Here is a 17,675-nt window from a genome sequence, read left to right on the forward strand (position 1 = left end):
CGCCCGGACTCACCCATGACCGCCGCCGAACAATCCGCCCCGGCGCTGAAGGAAATCTTCAACGCCGAGCGCCTCAAACACATCGCAACTGAAATGACGGCGGTTTACCCCGGGTTCAACGCCAAGGCCTTCCTGAAGATGGCCAACGACGGCCTCGCCGACCTGTCGATCATGCAGCGTATGGCGCGGGTCAGCGAATGCCTGCATGCAGTGTTGCCGCTGGGGTATGACGAATCGCTTGAAGTGCTGCGCGCCCTCGCCCCTCGGCTGAACAGTGGTTTTGTCAGTATTTCGCTGCCGCATTATGTGGCGATGTATGGCGGGCATGATTTCGAGCAGTCGATGGAGGCGCTCAAGTACTTCACCACGTTTGGTTCGGCGGAGTTTGCGGTTCGGTATTTCCTGCGCAGTGATGTGCAGCGCTCATTGGCGCTGATGCAGGAATGGTCGCGGGATCAGAATGAGCATGTCCGGCGTCTGGCCAGTGAAGGCAGTCGACCGCGATTGCCGTGGTCGTTCCGGCTGGAGCAGGTCCAGGCAGATCCAACGCTGGCGGCGGCGATTCTCGACAACCTGAAGGCCGATGAAAGCCTTTATGTGCGCAAGTCCGTGGCTAACCACCTCAATGACATCACCAAGGATCATCCGGAATGGGTGCTGGACCTGATCGAGGGTTGGCCGCTGGATAACAAGCACACGGCGTGGATTGCCAAGCATGCGTTGCGCAGCTTGGTCAAACAGGGCAATCAGCGGGCGCTGGCGATTATCGGCGCCAGTGGCAAGGCTGAGGTCGAGATTGTCGGGTTGACGGTTGAGCCGGCGGTGATTCGACTCGGGGAGAAAATCACCCTGTCGTTTGGTGTGAAATCCACGGTGGCGGAGAGTCAGCGCTTGGTGATCGACTATGCGATTGATTACGTCAAAGCCAATGGCAGCTCGTCGGCGAAGGTGTTCAAGCTCAAGGCCTTGACGCTGCCCGGCAACGCCACCGAACTCGTCAGCCGTGGCCAGCAGATCAAGGAACTCACCACCCGCAAACACTATGTGGGCGTGCATGCCGTGCACATCCTCGTAAACGGCGAACGCCTGGCCAGCACTTCATTCGAAATCCTTCCCTGACCTGTAGCAGCTGACGAGCAGCGCAAGGCTGCGTTCGGCTGCGAAGCAGTCGTAAGATCAGGCAACAGGTTCCGTCAGGAATACCGCGTTTGCCGGACGCCGAGGACTTCAAAACTGTCTAAATCCACCCCTTTCTTCCGCGCATTGTGGCGAGGAAGCTTGCTCCCGCTGGGCTGCGAAGCGGCCCCAACGCATCCACGTCAATGGTCAGCCGCTTCCTGCGAACAGGTTTGAGGGCTTTGGGTTCGGGTCTACGCTGAAGCGATGCGGGTCGTCGATCTAGTGTGATCCACTGTTCACGTTGCGTCCGTCTTTGGAGCGCCCCATGCCGCCCTTCACCACGCGCTTGATGACGCTGCTTTTTCTTTGCCTGCCCCTTGAAGTATCAGCCCAGCCCAACCCCTGCCCGGCTGGCGAGAAACAAGTGTGCCTGGATAGCTGTATCTGTCTGCCAGACGTGGGGCAATTACTCGGCCTCCCACCTGAAGGCATCTATCAGATAGCCGCACCTGCCCTGGCGATGTGGTTGACCCAAGCCCGCGCTGAAGCAGCCACCGCCGACACCCAACCCATTCCACCGCGCATTCGAGAGCAACTGCTGCGCTGGTACGACCCCAGCGTGCTCGATGCCGCGCGCTACAAAGTGAGCGACAACGGCCAATTCAGCGCCGCCACTGCCATGCTGCAAAATCCTGATGTCGGTGCGGTGACGTTGATCGACATCATCCTTTTTCGGGATGCTCAAACGGCAGAACAGAACGTTGCACTCTGGGCTCATGAATTGAAGCATGTGCAGCAGTTTCAGGAATGGGGGGTTCAGGGGTTTGTCCAACGGTATACGCAGGATTTCAATGCGGTGGAAGCGCCTGCTTATGCCGTGCAGGGTGAGGTCAGGCGCTGGGTGCGGGATGGGAATTTTTGAAAAGTTGCGAAGCTACCCTAATCGTGGGGAGCACTGGAAATAAATCCGCCCCCCTTTGTATACAATGCGTTGTTAGCCTTGTGTGTGGTAACAGGAGGCTTCGTTTAAACAGGTTGGATTTCTGTTGTTTAAGCTCCAGCGGAACAGAAGCAATTGACGCATTGCCTCAGGCAAATGAAATCCATGTGGGAGCGAGCCTGCTCGCGAAGGCGCCAGATCATTCAACATCGATGTTGACTGACACACCGCTTTCGCGAGCAAGCTCGCTCCCACAGGATTTGTGTTTTTTCTGATGGATATTCAGGGGCTTCAATAATTTGTGTACCGTCGTTCTGGCCTTACCGCACCCATTTCAAGATCATCGCTGGCGCTGATTCACCGCATTGCCGGATCGACCCGGCAGCATGCGGGTCAGGGTGTTGTCGCGGACCCAATAGTGATGGAACAGCCCCGCCGCCGCGTGCAAACCGATTAACCAGTAACCGGCACTGCCGAGCAGTTCGTGCCAATGCCTGAACTGCCGGGCCAGGTCGGGATCCACCGCCACCAGTGACGGCAGGAAGAACCCGAAATAAGGCATTGGCTTACCGCCTGCCGAGAGCATCAGCCAAGCCAGCATCGGCGCGGCGATCATCAATACGTAAAGCGCCAAATGCATCAGGTGCGAAACGCCGGTCTGCCACAGGGGCAATGCCGGGGTGATGGGCGGACGAGGTGTGAGTCGCCCGAGCAATCGCACCCAGACCAATATGAAAATGCTCAACCCGAACAGCCCGTGAAACCCCAGAAACAGCCCCTTCAAGGCATGCCCGCGGGGGAGCATGCTTCTGAGCTCGATGCTGGTGTAGACGCCGACAAACAACGCCAGCATCAGCCAGTGCAAGGTCATCGACAGTTTTCCATAGCGGGGTGTTGCTGAGTCTCGGGTCATAAGGGGCCTCATCAAAGTCGTTGCCGGCTGGCGAGTCATTCGCCTGCCTGGGTCCGGCGGGGCACCGAACCGACTGAGCGCACACTGCCCGCCAAGTCTTAAGGCAGTCTGAAGACCGCTGCCCTCCTCCTTTTTTCCACCTTCAGACTCTCTTAAGTATTGCCTTCAATACTCCTCCTCAATTGATCCGTGGAGGCGTCTTCCCATGCCCGATTTTGAGTGGAACATCGCGCTTCCCTTGCGTTTCGGCCAATCCGCAACCGAACAGATGTGTTTGCACAGAGCGCTGCCGGACGAGCCCCGGCGGCCCCCCTTTGAAGACTTTATCCAGCAACGCTTCCGCAAGGCCCACGGCGCCGACATCCGTCATTTCATGCCCGAACTGTTCGGCATGAGCAATGCGTCGGGTGAGCTCTGTGCGGTGGCCGGGATTCGCCTGGCGAGTCTTGGGCAATTGTTTCTGGAGCGTTATCTGGACGAATCGATCGACCCGCTGATCAGTGCGGCCGCCGATCACCCCGTGGACCGTAGCGGCATCGTCGAAGTTGGCAACCTGGCCGCCAGCAACACCGGCAGCGCGCGAATAAGCATCATCGCCATCACTTATCTTCTGGCCATGGGTGGCCTGGAATGGGTGGCGTTCACCGGCAATGTCGGCCTGGTCAACAGCTTTCATCGCCTGGGCTTGAAACCCGTGACGCTGTGCGCCGCCGATCCCGAGCGGCTGGGTGATGAACGCCACCACTGGGGCAGCTATTACGAAAACAAACCCTGGGTGCACGTGGGCAACATCCGCGCCGGCTTCATCCATTTGCACAACAGCGGGATGTTCGGGCGCCTGGGGTTGCCAACGTCCAACGAGGAATCCAGCCATGTCGCCTGAAACCGAACGTTTCAAACAGACCCTGCACAGCCATGCCGAACGCACGCCCACCGCGATTGCGTTGTGGGGCGATCAGGTGAAGGTCGACTACGCCACGTTGTACGCAGAAGTGCTGACTCGCCAACAGCGTCTGCGCGACGAACACATCAGGGTGCTGGCGCTGGCGCTGGACAATGGCGTGGAAGCGATGCTCTGGGACTTGGCCGCGCTGTTCGAAGGCCTGACTTGCCTGACGTTGCCTCCGTTTTTCAGTCCGGCCCAACGCCGCCACTGCCTGGAACAGAGCCACGCCGAACGGGTGATAGCCGAGCCGCAGCTGGACGCAGAATTGCAGGAGGCCGGCTACGAGAAAACTGGCGGAGTCTGGTGCCGGACCTTCATGGAGCCGAACCGTATGCCCGAAGGGACCGCCAAACTGACGTTCACCTCCGGCACCACGGGTACGCCCAAAGGCGTATGCCTGAGCGCTGAGAGTATTTTGACCGTCGCTCGCGAACTGGATCAAGCCAGCAAACCCACCGCCCCGCAGCATCACCTGGCGCTGTTACCCTTGGCGATCCTGTTGGAAAACCTGGGTTGCTATGCCGCGTTGTATGCCGGTGCAACCTTGAGCCTGCCCAGCCAGAAAACCCTCGGCATCCAAGGGGCCAGCGGAGTGGACGTGCCACAGTTGCTCGGCTGCCTGGCCGTCCGTGCCCCCGAAAGCCTGATCCTGGTGCCGCAGCTGTTACTTATGCTGGTCAGCGCCGCCGAGCAGAAAGCCTTCAACCCCGGCACGCTGCGTTTTGCCGCGGTGGGTGGCGCCCGGGTTGCCGAAGAATTGCTGCATCGCGCCCAACTTGTCGGCCTGCCGATTTACGAAGGCTACGGACTGTCGGAATGCGCCTCGGTGGTGTGCCTCAATCGGCCCGGCGCACGACGTCCCGGCAGCGTGGGCCAGCCCCTGTCCCATGTAGAGATTCGCTTGGCCCAGGACGGCGAGGTGCTGGTCAAGGGTTCGACCTTGCTGGGCTATCTGGGCGAAGCGCCGCCTACCGATGATTGGTGGCCGACCGGTGATCTCGGCGAATTCGACCCCGAAGGTTTTCTCTACCTCAACGGGCGCAAGAAGCATCAATTCGTCACCAGTTTCGGACGCAACGTGAACCCGGAGTGGGTCGAGTCCGAATTGACCCAGCGTCGCCACATCGCCCAGGCCTTCGTCTACGGCGAAGCCCTGCCGCACAACCATGCGCTGCTCTGGCCCTCGCGCCCGGACTGCACCGACGACGAACTCGCCGCCACCGTCGCCCAGGCTAACGAAGCCTTGCCCGACTACGCCCAAGTCCATCACTGGACCCGACTGGATCAACCCTTCACTCCCGCCAATGGCTTGCTCACTGCCAATGGCCGACTGCGCCGCGACGCCATCGTCGAGCGTTACCGGGCGCAACTGTCTGAACCTGCATTTTCCGAGGAATCCGCATCATGAGTTTTTTCGACCGGCTGCAAGAAGCCACGCAACAAGAACGCCATGCGCTGTTCAATCTGCCGATCATTGTCGACGCCCTGGAGGGCAAGGTCAGCCTGGAAAGTTACCGCGCGTTTCTGGCGCAAGCCTATTACCACGTGCGCCATACCGTGCCCTTGATGATGGCCTGCGGCGCGCGGCTGCCATTGCGCCTGGAATGGCTGCGTAAAGCCGTTTGCGAATACATCGAGGATGAATATGGCCACGAACAATGGGTCCTCAATGACATCGAAGCCTGCGGTGGCGACAAGGTCGCGGTACGCGACGGTCGTCCGAGCCTGCCGATCGAACTGATGGTCAGTTTTCTCTACGACCTGATTGTCCGGGACAACCCGGTCGGCCTGTTCGGGATGGTCAACGTGCTGGAAGGCACCAGCATCGCCCTCGCGACCCACGCCGCTGGCAGCATTCGCGAGCGCCTGGACTTGCCGGAAACTGCCTTCAGCTACCTCAGCTCCCATGGCTCCCTGGATATCGAGCACATGCAGACCTATCGCCGACTGATGAACACCCTCGACGATCCGGCCGACCAGGCCGCGGTGATTCACGCTTCCAAAGTGGTGTACACGCTCTACACCGACATGTTCCGTGGCTTGCCACGCGACGGGGAGACATCACATGCGCCTGTCTGAAGCTCGTGTGGTACTCACCGGTGCCAGCGGTGGCATCGGCCTGGCGATCGCAACCGCGCTGTGCGCCAGTGGTGCCCGGGTGCTGGCGGTGGCGCGGCAAGAGGCACCGTTGTCGCCGCTGCTCGCGAGTTATCCGCAGCATCTGTGCTGGATCGGCGCAGACCTCACCGTCCTCACCGATCGGCGCAAGGTGCTGGCTGCCGCCCAAGCCATTGGCGGGATCAACTTGCTGATCAACGCCGCCGGAATCAATCACTTCGCCATGCTCGAACAACTCGAGGACAGCGACATCCACGCGATGATGGCGGTCAACATCAGCGCGCCGATCTGCCTGACCAAACTACTGTTGCCGCTGCTCAAGGAAGCCGAGAGCGCGATGGTGGTGAACGTCGGCTCAACCTACGGTTCCATCGGCTACCCCGGCTACGCCAGCTATTGCGCCACCAAGTTTGCCCTGCGCGGGTTTTCCGAAGCCTTGCGCCGGGAACTGGCGGACACCCGCGTGAGCGTGCTGTACGTCGCCCCGCGCGCCACCCGCACCCGCATGAACAGCCCGGCGGCGCAGGCATTGAACGATGCGCTCAAGGCCAACGTCGATGATCCGCAAACGGTCGCGGCTGCCGTGATCCATGCCATCGCCGGTGATCACCGCGATTTGTACCTGGGCTGGCCGGAGCGTTTTTTCGTGCGCCTGAACAGCCTGTTGCCCCATCTGGTGGACAAAGGCTTGCGCAAGCAATTGCCGCTGATCCGTCGCTTGAGTGAAAAGCCCGATAACGAGAATCTCAAACCATGAAAAAAATCATCGCTTGCCTGCTGGTGGGCGCCTTGAGCCAAAGCGCCTGGGCGCTGGACCCATCCGACCAGCAACGCCTGAAGGGCATTCAACAAGAATGGGCGCACATTCAATACGAAGTTCCCGAAGCGCAGCGCACCGCAGCGTTTGAACAATTGGCGGCCCAGGCGTCGGCGTTCACCCAGCAACGCCAGTCAGTGGCAGAAGCCTGGATCTGGTCCGGCATCGTCACCAGCAGTTGGGCCGGCGCCCAGGGTGGTCTCGGCGCGCTGAGCAAGGTCAAGGCGGCAAAAGCCGATCTCGAAAAAGCCCTGGCCCTGGACCCCAAAGCCTTGCAAGGCTCGGCCTACACCAGTCTGGGCGCGCTGTATGACCGCGTGCCGGGCTGGCCCATCGCCTTTGGTGACTCGGACAAGGCTGAACAGTTGCTCAAACAGGCCTTGCAACTCAACCCGGACGGCATCGATAGTCTGTACTTCTGGGGTGATCACCTCTACCGTCAAAAGCGCTACAGCGAAGCCAAAAGCGCGTTGCAGAAAGCGTTGAAAGCGGCGCCAAGGCCCGGTCGGGAAACCGCCGACGCGGGGCGACGCAAAGAGATCGAAGCGTTGCTGGTGGACGTGAACAAGAAACTCGACTGACAGGAGTTCGTGTGCGCTTATTACTGATCGAGGACGACGTTGCCCTCGGCGAGGGCATCCATCAGGCCCTGGGCCGCGAGGGATACACCGTCGACTGGTTACAGGACGGCGCCAGTGCCTTGCACTCGCTGCTGAGCGAAACGTTTGACCTGGCGGTGCTCGACCTCGGCCTGCCGCGCATGGGCGGGCTTGAAGTATTGCGGCGTTTGCGTGACAGCGGCTCCAACTTACCGGTGCTGATCCTCACCGCGCGGGACGCTACCGAAGACCGCATTGCCGGGCTGGATGCCGGGGCCGACGATTACCTGATCAAGCCCTTTGACCTGGCTGAACTCAAGGCGCGCCTGCGGGCCTTGCTGCGGCGCAGTGTCGGGCGGGCGCAAATGCTGATCGAGCACGCCGGCATCAGCCTGAACCCTGGCACCCAGCAAGTCAGTTATCACGGCGAGCCGGTAGCGCTGACGCCCAAGGAATATCAGCTGCTACACGAATTGCTCTCGCCGCCTGGCCGGGTCATGACCCGCGATCACCTGATGCAGTTGTTGTATGGCTGGAGCGAAGAAGCCGAAAGCAACACCCTGGAAGTGCATATCCACCACTTGCGCAAAAAATTCTCCACCGACCTGATCCGCACCATTCGCGGTGTCGGCTATCTGGTGGAGGAGCGTCGATGACGTCGATCCGACGCCGCAGCCTCACGCTCATCATCGGCCTGATGCTGGTCGGCGTCGCAGTGATCAGCCTGTTCAATCTGCACGACAGCAATCACGAAATCGCCGAAGTCTATGACGCCCAACTGGCTCAAAACGCCCGGCTGTTGCAAGGCGTGATGAGCATGCCCATCGCCAACAAGGAACACGCCGACCTGTATCAGGCCTTCAATAAAGCCTTGGGTGAAGCAGATACCAGGGTCGATGGCCATCCTTATGAAACCAAAATGGCGTTTCAGGTCTGGAACCGTCACGGCGAAGTGCTGGTACACACCGCCAGCGCGCCCTCTTTCAGCACCCCGCCAGCCACACCCGGTTTCAGTGATGTGGTCGACCTGTCCAACCGCCACTGGCGCGCGTTCCTGCTGGAAGACAAACAAAATGAGCTGAAAATCTGGGTCGGCGAACGGGACGACGTGCGCGCGGACCTGGTGGATCGGATCATGCGTCATACCTTATGGCCCAATGTGCTGGGCAGCTTGATTCTGGCGTTGCTGATCTGGATCGCTATCGGCTGGGGCCTCAAGCCTCTGGAAAATATGGCGGCAACCTTACGGGCACGGCACAGCGGCTCGCTGGAACCGTTGCAACTGACCCCGCTACCCAGTGAACTGGAGCCGATGCAAGCAGCGCTCAATCGCATGCTTGCGCAAATTCAGGAAGTGCTGGCCCGCGAACACCGCTTCATCGCCGATGCCGCTCACGAAATGCGCACGCCTTTGGCAGTGCTGCGCGTGCATGCGCAAAATCTGCTGGAGGCTGGCACCGAAGAAGAACGCCGTGACTCGCTGGAGTTTCTGATCTCTGGCGTCGACCGCACCAGCCGCCTGGTCAATCAATTGCTGACCATGGCCCGCCTGGAACCCAAAGCCATGGCGCCGGTGCAGCACAGCATCGACCTGGCCGAAATTGTGCGCGGCAGCCTGGCTCAGCTTACGCCGTGGATACTGAGTAAAAACCTTGAGCTGGCCTTCGATGTCCAGGACCGCCCCTTTAAAGTGGTGGCCGACGCTCCCGTGATCGACATCGCGCTGAATAACCTGATCAGCAACGCGGCAAACTTTTCCCCTGATAAAGGCGTGATCACCGTGCAGTTAGGTCAGGCGGATGGGTTCTATTTACTGAGTGTCGAGGATCAGGGCCCTGGCATCGACGAAGCAGATCGCGAGCGGTTGTTCGAACGGTTTTACAGTCGTGGCAATGTCCAGGGCGCGGGACTGGGGCTGACCATTGTCAACACCATCGCGACCCGGTTGGGCGGATACATCAGGCTGGTCAACCGACCGGAAGGCGGGCTGCGTGCGACGCTGGCTATTCCGGATAGTCCGCCGCGTACTTCTTTACCGGACATTGCACGGGAGTTGCCGCCGGGCGGTTGAGTAAAACTTCTCGCCTCGCTAGCTGATCGGAGTCGATATGGGAGCGAGCAGGAGCTCCTGAGTACCTGATTTTTTGCCGATTGCAGGCTGTCGCGAAGTGCAACAAAAAACTGTCAGCGGACTATCGCAAGCTGCGGATCATCGATTTTTTGAAATAATACCCCCCATGTATTGATTCAAATCGCGCAGATCTTTAATACTCCATGAGTGCGGCGATAGCTTTACACCATTCTCTCGCAACGTTTTTGGAATCAAGTCTCCATTTGGACGAAGTATTATCGATGACACAATCACGCCCGGATAATCATTCAATCGTTTTTTGAAAGTGGAGGTTGTTAGATCAGGTGCAGGAGGATTACTTTTATTAGCCAATGGCCCTGTTGCCTTGAGATCTATTCCGTGGCACATGGTGCATCGCTGTAAATAGAGATTTTTTCCATTAACATTTTCAGCGAAGGCTAGTGATGTTTGAACTAGCGATAAAACCCCTAGCGAAGCGATGAATAATATTTTCATTGTTTTTATCTTCCTTGACGGGATCAGCGTTTGATTGGATGCGATTTGGAATTCCCTGTGGGAGCGAGCCGGCTCCGGGCGGCGTTCCGACGAAAGCGGTGTGTCAGCCAATATCCATGTTGAATGTGTTGGCCTCTTCGCGAGCAGGCTCGCTCCCACAGGAGGATTGTGTTGTGTCAGGCGGGTACTGGGGGACATGAACATACCCCCCTGCCCGATCACTTTTTGTTGGCTGCCAGATAGTGCGCGACCAACGCATTGGCATGGCCATGGCCCATGCCGTGTGCATCTTTCAGCCAGGCCACGATTTCCATGTGCTTCTTGTCGCTCACTGTTCCGAGCAACTCCAGCCAGTGGCTAATCGGTTGTCCATACTTTTTCTCAATGGACGGGAAGTACGACGCCGGTCCTTTTACTTTTGTCTCTTCGGTCATGCTGCTAGCTCCCTTTATCACGACGGAGTGTCGGATAACGCTCCTTGTCGTCAGTCAATAGAGTGGCCGCGATTGGCTATCCCAGCAACAACCCCTGCTCCGCCTCACACAACCCCACCACATAATCCCAGACCACCCGCAGCCGCACCGACTTGTGCAACTCGCGCCGGGTACTGATCCAGTAGCTGCGTTCAATATTCTCATCCGGCAACAACGCCACCAGATCCGCATCGGCACTCGCCATGTAACAAGGCAACACGGCAATCCCCAATCCGGAACGCGCAGCCTGTTGCTGGGCAATAACACTAGTACTGTGAAACACCACCCGTGGATTGCGGCAGAAGCTATTCAGGAACATCAGTTCCTGGCTGAACAGCAAGTCGTCGACATAGCCGATCCAGGCATGGCGGCCGAGGTCTTCGCGACTGCGCAATGGCGCGGAACGGTCGAGATACGCCTGGCTGGCGTAAAGCCCCAGTCGATAGTCGGTAAGTTTGCGGGTGACCAGCATGTCGGCGGCCGGGCGTTCGAGGTGGATGCTGATTTCGGCTTCGCGGTTGAGGATGCTGACGAAGCGCGGCACCGCCACCAGTTCCACTTCCAGCCCCGGATAGCGTTCGAACAGGCCGTTCATGCGGCTGGCGAGGAACATGATGCCCAGCCCTTCCGTGACGCCGACGCGAATCTTGCCCAGCGGTGCGGTGGACTGGGTGATTTCTTCCTGGGCCAGCAACGCGACGTTTTCCATGGCTTCGGCGTGTTTGAGCAGTGCTTCGCCGGCCGGGGTCATTTCATAACCCTGGGCATGCTGCACGAACAGCGCGGTGCCGAGGCTCTTTTCGATGGCCTCGATGTGCCGGGCAACCGTGGCGTGGGTGGTGTTTAAACGCCGGGCAGCGGTGAGCAAACGCCCGCTGCGCTGCAACTCGAGAAAAAACCGCAGGTCATTCCAGTCGAACATGATCCGTCCTTGAGGCAAGGCTGTTTAAAAACGCACAGCGGCTGCGCAAAAACTAACATTCTTTTGACGAAAGCGAACAACTAGGATGACGGACAACAAGAACAACAAGACGAGGTCAGGGATGAAGACTCTCCTGGATGAATTCGACTACATCGTGGTCGGCGCCGGGCCCGCCGGGTGTTTGCTGGCCAATCGACTGTCGGCCAACCCGCAACACCGGGTGCTGTTGCTCGAAGCCGGTGGCCGGGATAACTACGCGTGGATTCACATTCCCGTGGGTTACCTGTTCTGCATCGGCAACCCGCGCACCGATTGGTGCTTCAAGACCCAGGCGCAACCCGGCCTGCAAGGTCGCACCCTGAGTTATCCGCGCGGCAAAGTGCTCGGCGGCTGTTCTTCCATCAACGGCATGATCTACATGCGTGGCCAGGCCGGGGACTACGACCGCTGGGCTGCCGATGGCAATCCGGGCTGGAGCTGGAACGACGTGTTGCCGTTGTTCAAAAAGAGCGAAAACCATTATGCCGGAGACTCCGAGTTTCACGGCGCCAGCGGCGACTGGCGGGTCGAGCGGCAGCGGCTGTCTTGGCCGATTCTTGATGCCTTTCGCAACGCCGCCGAGCAAAGCGGCATTGCCAGCATCGATGATTTCAACCAGGGCGATAACGAAGGCTGCGGCTACTTTCAGGTCAATCAGAAGGCCGGGATCCGCTGGAACGCGGCCAAGGCGTTTCTCAAACCGGTCCGCCACCGCGCCAATCTCACTGTGCTGACCGATGTCGAGGTGGACCGCGTGCTGCTGGAAAACGGTCGCGCCTCAGCGGTGATTACACGCTGGCAAGGTCAGGCGAAAAGCTTCAAGGCGCGCAAGGAAATCGTCTTGTGCGCCGGCTCTGTCGGTTCACCGGGCATCCTTCAACGCTCGGGGATCGGTCCGCGTCCGCTGCTGCAAAAACTCGGGATCGGCGTCGCCCATGAGCTGCCGGGGGTGGGCGGCAATCTGCAGGATCACCTGCAATTGCGGTTGATCTACAAACTGGAAAATGCGCGGACGCTGAACCAGATCGCCGGCAGCGTGTGGGGCAAGATGGGCATGGGTTTGCGCTACCTGTATGACCGCAGCGGCCCGCTCTCGATGGCGCCGAGTCAACTGGGGGCCTTTGCTCGCTCGGGACCGGAACAGGCCTCGGCGAATCTTGAATACCACGTGCAGCCACTGTCGCTGGAGCGCTTCGGCGAGCCGTTGCACCCCTTCCCGGCTTTTACCGCTTCGGTCTGTGATCTACGGCCGCAAAGCCGTGGCCGGGTGGACATCAGTTCTGCCAATCCGCAGGACGCACCGCTGATTCAGCCGAACTATTTGAGTCATCCGGAGGATTTGCGCGTAGCGGCTGATGCCATTCGCCTGACCCGGCGCATCGTTGCTGCGCCGGCGCTGCGTGCGTTCAAACCGGTTGAATATTTGCCCGGCGCGCGCTTGCAGACTGAAGAGGAATTGCACGAGGCCGCTGCGCAGATCGGCACGACCATTTTCCATCCGGTGGGCACTTGCCGGATGGGGAACGATGCGGATGCGGTGGTGGATGCCGAGTTGCGGGTTCATGGTATTCCCGGGTTGCGTGTGGCTGATGCGTCGATCATGCCGCGTATTACCTCGGGTAATACTTGTTCGCCTACGCTGATGATTGCTGAAAAAGCCGCCCAGCTAATACTCGAGCCCACTGCCAACACAACCCCTGTGGGAGCGAGCCTGCTCGCGATGACTGACTGATATTCAACATCGATGGTGACTGATACACCGCTATCGCGAGCAGGCTCACTCCTACAGTGGGTATTGCGCTACATGGAACACGCAACACCAGTGGAACAACAAAAACAATCACTGTGAGGGATACCGATATGTCAGAACATGTTCAGCCCCTGGAAGCCGCGCCCGTCGCGGTGATCACCCATGACACCCGCAAAGTCATCTTCGCCTCGTCACTGGGGACGGTGTTCGAGTGGTACGACTTTTTCCTCTATGGCGCCCTCGCGGCGGTGATCAGCAAGCAGTTTTTCGCCGGGGTCAACGACACCACGGCGTTCATCTTTGCGCTGATGGCCTTCGCCGCAGGTTTCATCGTGCGGCCTTTCGGCGCGTTGGTGTTCGGTCGGTTGGGGGACATGATCGGGCGTAAATACACCTTCCTCGCGACCATCGTGCTCATGGGCCTGGCGACCTTCTGCGTCGGTTTGCTGCCGACCTACGCGAGCATCGGCATCGCCGCGCCAATCATCCTCGTGGTGCTGCGCATGCTTCAGGGCCTGGCCCTGGGCGGTGAATACGGCGGCGCGGCCACCTATGTCGCAGAGCATGCGCCGATCGGCAAACGCGGTTTCCACACCAGCTGGATTCAGTCCACGGCGACCCTCGGTTTGTTGCTCTCGCTATTGGTGGTGCTCGGTTGCCGGTACTTCACCGGCGATCAGTTTGAAGTCTGGGGCTGGCGCATTCCGTTTCTGTTTTCGATCATTTTGCTGGGCATCTCGACCTGGATTCGCCTGAGCCTGCACGAGTCGCCGGCCTTCGTGAAAATGAAAGAGGAAGGCAAACTCTGCAAGTCGCCACTGCGTGATTCCTTCGGCAAGTGGGAAAACCTCAAGGTCGTGCTGATTGCCCTGTTCAGCATCAACGCCGGGCAAGCGGTGACGTTTTACGCCGCACAGTTTTACGTGCTGTTTTTCCTCACCCAGTTCCTGAAGATGGACCCGGCCGTGGCCAATGGCTTGCTGATTGTCAGCGTGATCATCGGCGCGCCGTTCTTCATTTTCTTTGGCTGGCTGTCGGACAAGGTCGGGCGCAAACCGGTGCTGATGATCGGCCTGCTGCTGGCCACCGCGCTGTATTTCCCGATCTTCAAATCCCTGGCGCATTACGCCAACCCGGCCATTGACCAGGCCAGCCGTCAGGCGCCGATTACCGTATTGGCCGACCCGGCGACGTGCACGTTCCAGTTCGACCCGGTGGGCAAGGCGAAATTTGACAGCCCGTGCGACAAGGTCAAAACCTTCCTGGTCAAGCAAGGCCTGCCATACGCCAGCGCCGCCGCACCCGCCGGCAGTGGCGTGCAGGTCAGTGTCGGTGACGTGAAAATCGACGGTTACGACGAAGCGGCCCTGCGTGGCGCGGTGACGCTGGCCGGCTATCCGTCACAGGCTGACATGCAGCAAATCAACAAGCCGATGATTGTGGCGCTGATCGTCGCGCTGATCATCATCTCGGCCATGTGCTACGGCCCGCTGGCGGCGTTGATGGTCGAACTGTTCCCGACGCGCATCCGCTACACCTCGATGTCGCTGCCCTATCACATCGGCAATGGCTGGTTTGGCGGTTTCCTGCCGACCGTGTCGTTTGCATTGGTGGTCTACACCGGCGACATCTTCTACGGGCTCTGGTACCCGGTAGTGATTACCGCGGTGAGCCTGGTGGTGGGGATGATCTGTTTGCGCGAGACCAAGAACGTCGATCTCGATAAGAACTGACGAGGTCTTGTGGCGAGGGCCTCCCTCGCCACACACCTTGGGAAAAACGATCCTCAGACCTCGGAATCGAGCAACTCGAATTTCACCTGATCCGGGTAGAACGCCACGTAATTGCGAATCTGATCGACGGATACTTTAGGGTCCTCGTAACTCCAGACCGCATTGGCGCCTTCATGCCCCGGGACTTGCAAGCTGAAATAAGTGGCATCGCCCTTGTAGGGGCAATAGCTGGTGTGGTCGGTGCGGGCGTAATACTTTTCGTCGATATCCTCTCGCGGCACGTAGTACACCGGCGGGTAATTGGCCTCCAACAGCACCAGGGCGCGCGCGGAAGCGGCTACCTGAATGCCATGAAACTTCACCAGCAGGCAGCCCGGCTGCTCGGCGATGGTGATGACAGGACTGGGACCAGAGCTTTTCATGGAATACGTTCCTCATGACGGTGATGAACCTGGGAGCGTGCGGTGCGGCGATCCGACATGCCCGTGATCGCGCGTGCAGTTGCCCCGAAACCTGAGACCACAACTGTCAGGTATAACCCAAAATTCGACATCGCCACGACCCCGCAGCCGAACGGACCGTTTGACGGCCGCAACCAAACGCAACAGCTTTGCTGTACATCCATACAGATAAAGATTGATCCGGCGCTCATCACCGGCCATTCTGTGCGCCTCTTGCACACTTGATGAACGATGGTGGTTATGCGGCTGTACCTCTGTGAAAAACCTTCCCAGGCCAAAGACATTGCAGCAGTGCTCGGCGCCAAGCGTCGGGGCGATGGCTGCTGGCTGGGAACAGACGTCACGGTGACCTGGTGCATCGGCCACTTGCTGGAAACGGCACCGCCGGACGCCTATGACGCGCGCTACAAACGCTGGGTACTGGCCGACCTGCCGATCATTCCCGAAAAGTGGAAAATGACCGTCAAACCGCGAACGGCCAGCCAGTACAAAGCCGTCAAACGCTTGCTCGGCGAGGCCGACGAGCTGGTGATCGCCACCGACGCCGACCGCGAAGGCGAGATGATCGCCCGCGAACTGGTCGAGCACTGCCGTTATCGTGGGCCGATCCGCAGGCTGTGGCTGTCGGCGCTGGACGACGCATCGATCCGCAAGGCACTGGCCGCGCTCAAGCCGGGGGCCGAAACGTTCAGCCTTTATCATTCGGCGCTGGGTCGCTCCCGGGCCGACTGGCTGATCGGGATGAACATGAGCCGGTTGTTTACGTTGCTCGGCCGTCAGTCCGGTTATCAGGGTGTGTTGCCGGTGGGTCGAGTGCAGACGCCGACGTTGCGGCTGGTGGTGGATCGCGATCGCAGCATTGCCGATTTCGTCCCCGTGGCTTACTGGGCCATCGACGTGCAGTTGTTGCATGAGGGTACGGCGTTCACGGCTCAGTGGCGTGCGGCATCCGACGCTTGTGATGATCAGGATCGCTGCCTGAACCAGGGCCTCGCGCAAAATGCGGCTCAAGCGCTCGCTAACGCAGCGACTGCGAGGGTGATCAAACTGCGTACCGAGCGCATGCGTGAAATCGCCCCGTTACCGTTTGATCTGGGCACCTTGCAGGAAGTCTGTTCGAAGAAGCTCGGGCTTGGCGCCCAGGAAACCCTGGATATCGCCCAGGCGCTCTACGAAACCCACAAAGTCATCACCTACCCGCGCAGTGATTGCGGTTTTCTGCCGTTGAGCCAGCACAGCGAAGCCCCGAGCATTCTCGCCGCACTGCGCCAGGCCGATCCGTCCCTGAACGCGCTGAACGATCACCTGGAACCGCAACGGCGCTCACGGGCCTGGAACGATGCCAAGGTCACGGCGCACCACGGCATCATTCCCACGGCGGCAGCGAAGAATCTGGATCGTCTGGTGGGCAAACAGCGGGCGGTCTACACGCTGATCCGTGCCCGTTATCTCGCGCAGTTCCTGCCTGACCATGAATACGACCGCACCCAGGCCGACTTCAACTGTGCCGGTGAAGCCCTGCGAGCCGTCGGCAAGCAGATCGTCGAACCCGGCTGGAAACGTGCGCTGCCGGAAGCCCTCGCCCCCGCGAAGGGCCGCGAGGCGCCAGCGCCACAAACCTTGCCGGCACTGGCCGAGGGGCTGGATTGCGCCGTGGCCGATGTGAAGCTCAAGGACCTGTGGACGCAGCCACCCAAGCCATTCACCGAAGGCGACCTGATCAAGGCCATGAAGAACGTGGCCAAACTGGTGGAAGACCCGCTGCTCAAACAAAAGCTCAAGGACACCACCGGCATCGGCACCGAAGCGACACGCGCCTCGATCATTCAGGGCCTGCTCGACCGCGGTTACCTGATCAAGAACGGTAAAGCGCTGGCCGCCACTCCGGCGGCCTTCAGCCTGATCGATGCAGTGCCGCGCGCGATTGCCGACCCCGGCACCACCGCGATCTGGGAACAGGCGCTGGACATGGTGCAAAGCGGCGAAATGAGCCTGGAAGAATTCGTCACCAAACAAGCGGCGTGGATGAGCAAGCAAGTCGCCCGTTGCGCCGGTTTGAGCCTGACCATCAGCGGGCCAGCCAGCCCGGCCGGGCGTGGTGCCGCACCGTGGAAGAAAAAACGCAAACCGGCGACTCGCAAACCCTCGGCGGGCAGCAAACGCACCGCGAAACCGACCAGCAAGGCTTGATGGCACTTCGAACGGACCGGGATGGTCTAGTGTTCTTCAAGTCCGGCGACTGCCTGTTCTGAAAAGGC

Annotated in this window: 17 protein-coding genes; 12 read left to right on the top strand and 5 right to left on the bottom strand. The window is 59.8% G+C overall.

Annotation, left to right across the window (positions count from 1 at the left end; all coding sequences use genetic code 11):
* Positions 1–15 precede the first annotated feature (15 nt).
* The gene (locus tag ACWKV5_RS01100; protein ID WP_483839783.1) at positions 16–1,119 is read left to right on the top strand and encodes a DNA alkylation repair protein; all 1,104 of its coding nucleotides are present in this window, start codon (positions 16–18) and stop codon (positions 1,117–1,119) included.
* 325 nt (positions 1,120–1,444) lie between these two features.
* Positions 1,445–2,041, top strand: a complete 597-nt coding sequence (locus ACWKV5_RS01105; protein ID WP_483839784.1) for an eCIS core domain-containing protein — start codon at positions 1,445–1,447, stop codon at positions 2,039–2,041.
* Positions 2,042–2,399: 358 nt separating this feature from the next.
* Here ACWKV5_RS01105 and ACWKV5_RS01110 read toward each other — a convergent pair whose 3' ends face one another.
* On the bottom strand, positions 2,400–2,972 hold the full coding sequence (locus tag ACWKV5_RS01110; RefSeq protein ID WP_483839785.1) for a cytochrome b: 573 nt from the start codon (positions 2,970–2,972) through the stop codon (positions 2,400–2,402).
* 205 nt (positions 2,973–3,177) lie between these two features.
* On the opposite strand from ACWKV5_RS01110, the gene ACWKV5_RS01115 reads away from it, so the two are divergent.
* From ACWKV5_RS01115 to ACWKV5_RS01145, 7 genes are read left to right on the top strand one after another with little or no spacing between them, the layout of a single operon-like run.
* On the top strand, positions 3,178–3,855 hold the full coding sequence (locus tag ACWKV5_RS01115; RefSeq protein WP_483839786.1) for a thermostable hemolysin: 678 nt from the start codon (positions 3,178–3,180) through the stop codon (positions 3,853–3,855).
* On the top strand, positions 3,845–5,326 hold the full coding sequence (locus ACWKV5_RS01120) for an AMP-binding protein (RefSeq protein WP_483839787.1): 1,482 nt from the start codon (positions 3,845–3,847) through the stop codon (positions 5,324–5,326). The genes ACWKV5_RS01115 and ACWKV5_RS01120 overlap by 11 nt, the downstream gene beginning before the upstream one ends.
* The gene (locus tag ACWKV5_RS01125) at positions 5,323–5,997 is read left to right on the top strand and encodes an iron-containing redox enzyme family protein (protein ID WP_483839788.1); all 675 of its coding nucleotides are present in this window, start codon (positions 5,323–5,325) and stop codon (positions 5,995–5,997) included. The genes ACWKV5_RS01120 and ACWKV5_RS01125 overlap by 4 nt, the downstream gene beginning before the upstream one ends.
* Positions 5,984–6,793, top strand: coding sequence for an SDR family oxidoreductase (locus ACWKV5_RS01130; protein ID WP_483839789.1), 810 nt, complete (start codon positions 5,984–5,986; stop codon positions 6,791–6,793). The genes ACWKV5_RS01125 and ACWKV5_RS01130 overlap by 14 nt, the downstream gene beginning before the upstream one ends.
* Positions 6,790–7,434: a tetratricopeptide repeat protein gene (locus ACWKV5_RS01135; RefSeq protein WP_483839790.1), complete on the top strand. Its 645-nt coding sequence runs from the start codon at positions 6,790–6,792 to the stop codon at positions 7,432–7,434. Before ACWKV5_RS01130 ends, ACWKV5_RS01135 begins: the two co-directional genes overlap by 4 nt.
* Before the next feature lie 11 nt (positions 7,435–7,445).
* Complete coding sequence (locus ACWKV5_RS01140) at positions 7,446–8,108, top strand: response regulator (protein ID WP_123435838.1); 663 nt, start codon at positions 7,446–7,448, stop codon at positions 8,106–8,108.
* Positions 8,105–9,523, top strand: coding sequence for a sensor histidine kinase (locus ACWKV5_RS01145; protein ID WP_483839791.1), 1,419 nt, complete (start codon positions 8,105–8,107; stop codon positions 9,521–9,523). The genes ACWKV5_RS01140 and ACWKV5_RS01145 overlap by 4 nt, the downstream gene beginning before the upstream one ends.
* Positions 9,524–9,661: 138 nt before the next feature.
* On the opposite strand, the gene ACWKV5_RS01150 is transcribed toward ACWKV5_RS01145, so the two are convergent.
* The 3 genes from ACWKV5_RS01150 to ACWKV5_RS01160 all read right to left on the bottom strand — a co-directional run bounded on the left by ACWKV5_RS01150 (position 9,662) and on the right by ACWKV5_RS01160 (position 11,434).
* Positions 9,662–10,039: a c-type cytochrome gene (locus tag ACWKV5_RS01150; protein WP_483840305.1), complete on the bottom strand. Its 378-nt coding sequence runs from the start codon at positions 10,037–10,039 to the stop codon at positions 9,662–9,664.
* Positions 10,040–10,257: 218 nt separating this feature from the next.
* Positions 10,258–10,473 carry a DUF4287 domain-containing protein gene (locus ACWKV5_RS01155; protein WP_483839792.1) on the bottom strand — a complete coding sequence of 72 codons (216 nt, stop codon included), beginning with the start codon at positions 10,471–10,473 and terminating at the stop codon, positions 10,258–10,260.
* 76 nt (positions 10,474–10,549) lie between these two features.
* A complete protein-coding gene (locus tag ACWKV5_RS01160) occupies positions 10,550–11,434 on the bottom strand; it encodes a LysR family transcriptional regulator (protein ID WP_483839793.1) in 885 nt (294 codons plus the stop codon).
* 121 nt (positions 11,435–11,555) lie between these two features.
* Here ACWKV5_RS01160 and ACWKV5_RS01165 point away from each other — a divergent pair, with 121 nt between their 5' ends.
* Together ACWKV5_RS01165 and ACWKV5_RS01170 are read left to right on the top strand one after the other, a co-directional pair.
* Positions 11,556–13,205, top strand: coding sequence for a GMC family oxidoreductase (locus tag ACWKV5_RS01165; RefSeq protein ID WP_483839794.1), 1,650 nt, complete (start codon positions 11,556–11,558; stop codon positions 13,203–13,205).
* A 128-nt stretch (positions 13,206–13,333) separates the two neighbouring features.
* Complete coding sequence (locus ACWKV5_RS01170) at positions 13,334–14,956, top strand: MFS transporter (RefSeq protein ID WP_483839795.1); 1,623 nt, start codon at positions 13,334–13,336, stop codon at positions 14,954–14,956.
* Between the two features lie 53 nt (positions 14,957–15,009).
* Here the strand turns inward: ACWKV5_RS01170 and ACWKV5_RS01175 are convergent, their stop codons facing one another.
* Complete coding sequence (locus ACWKV5_RS01175; RefSeq protein WP_483839796.1) at positions 15,010–15,378, bottom strand: DUF427 domain-containing protein; 369 nt, start codon at positions 15,376–15,378, stop codon at positions 15,010–15,012.
* A gap of 279 nt (positions 15,379–15,657) precedes the next feature.
* Between ACWKV5_RS01175 and ACWKV5_RS01180 the strand changes: the two genes are divergently transcribed.
* Positions 15,658–17,607 (top strand): DNA topoisomerase III, encoded by a 1,950-nt coding sequence (locus ACWKV5_RS01180; protein WP_483839797.1) that lies wholly within the window; start codon positions 15,658–15,660, stop codon positions 17,605–17,607.
* Positions 17,608–17,675: the final 68 nt, after the last annotated feature.

The sequence above is a fragment of the Pseudomonas oplopanacis genome, assembly GCF_057128725.1.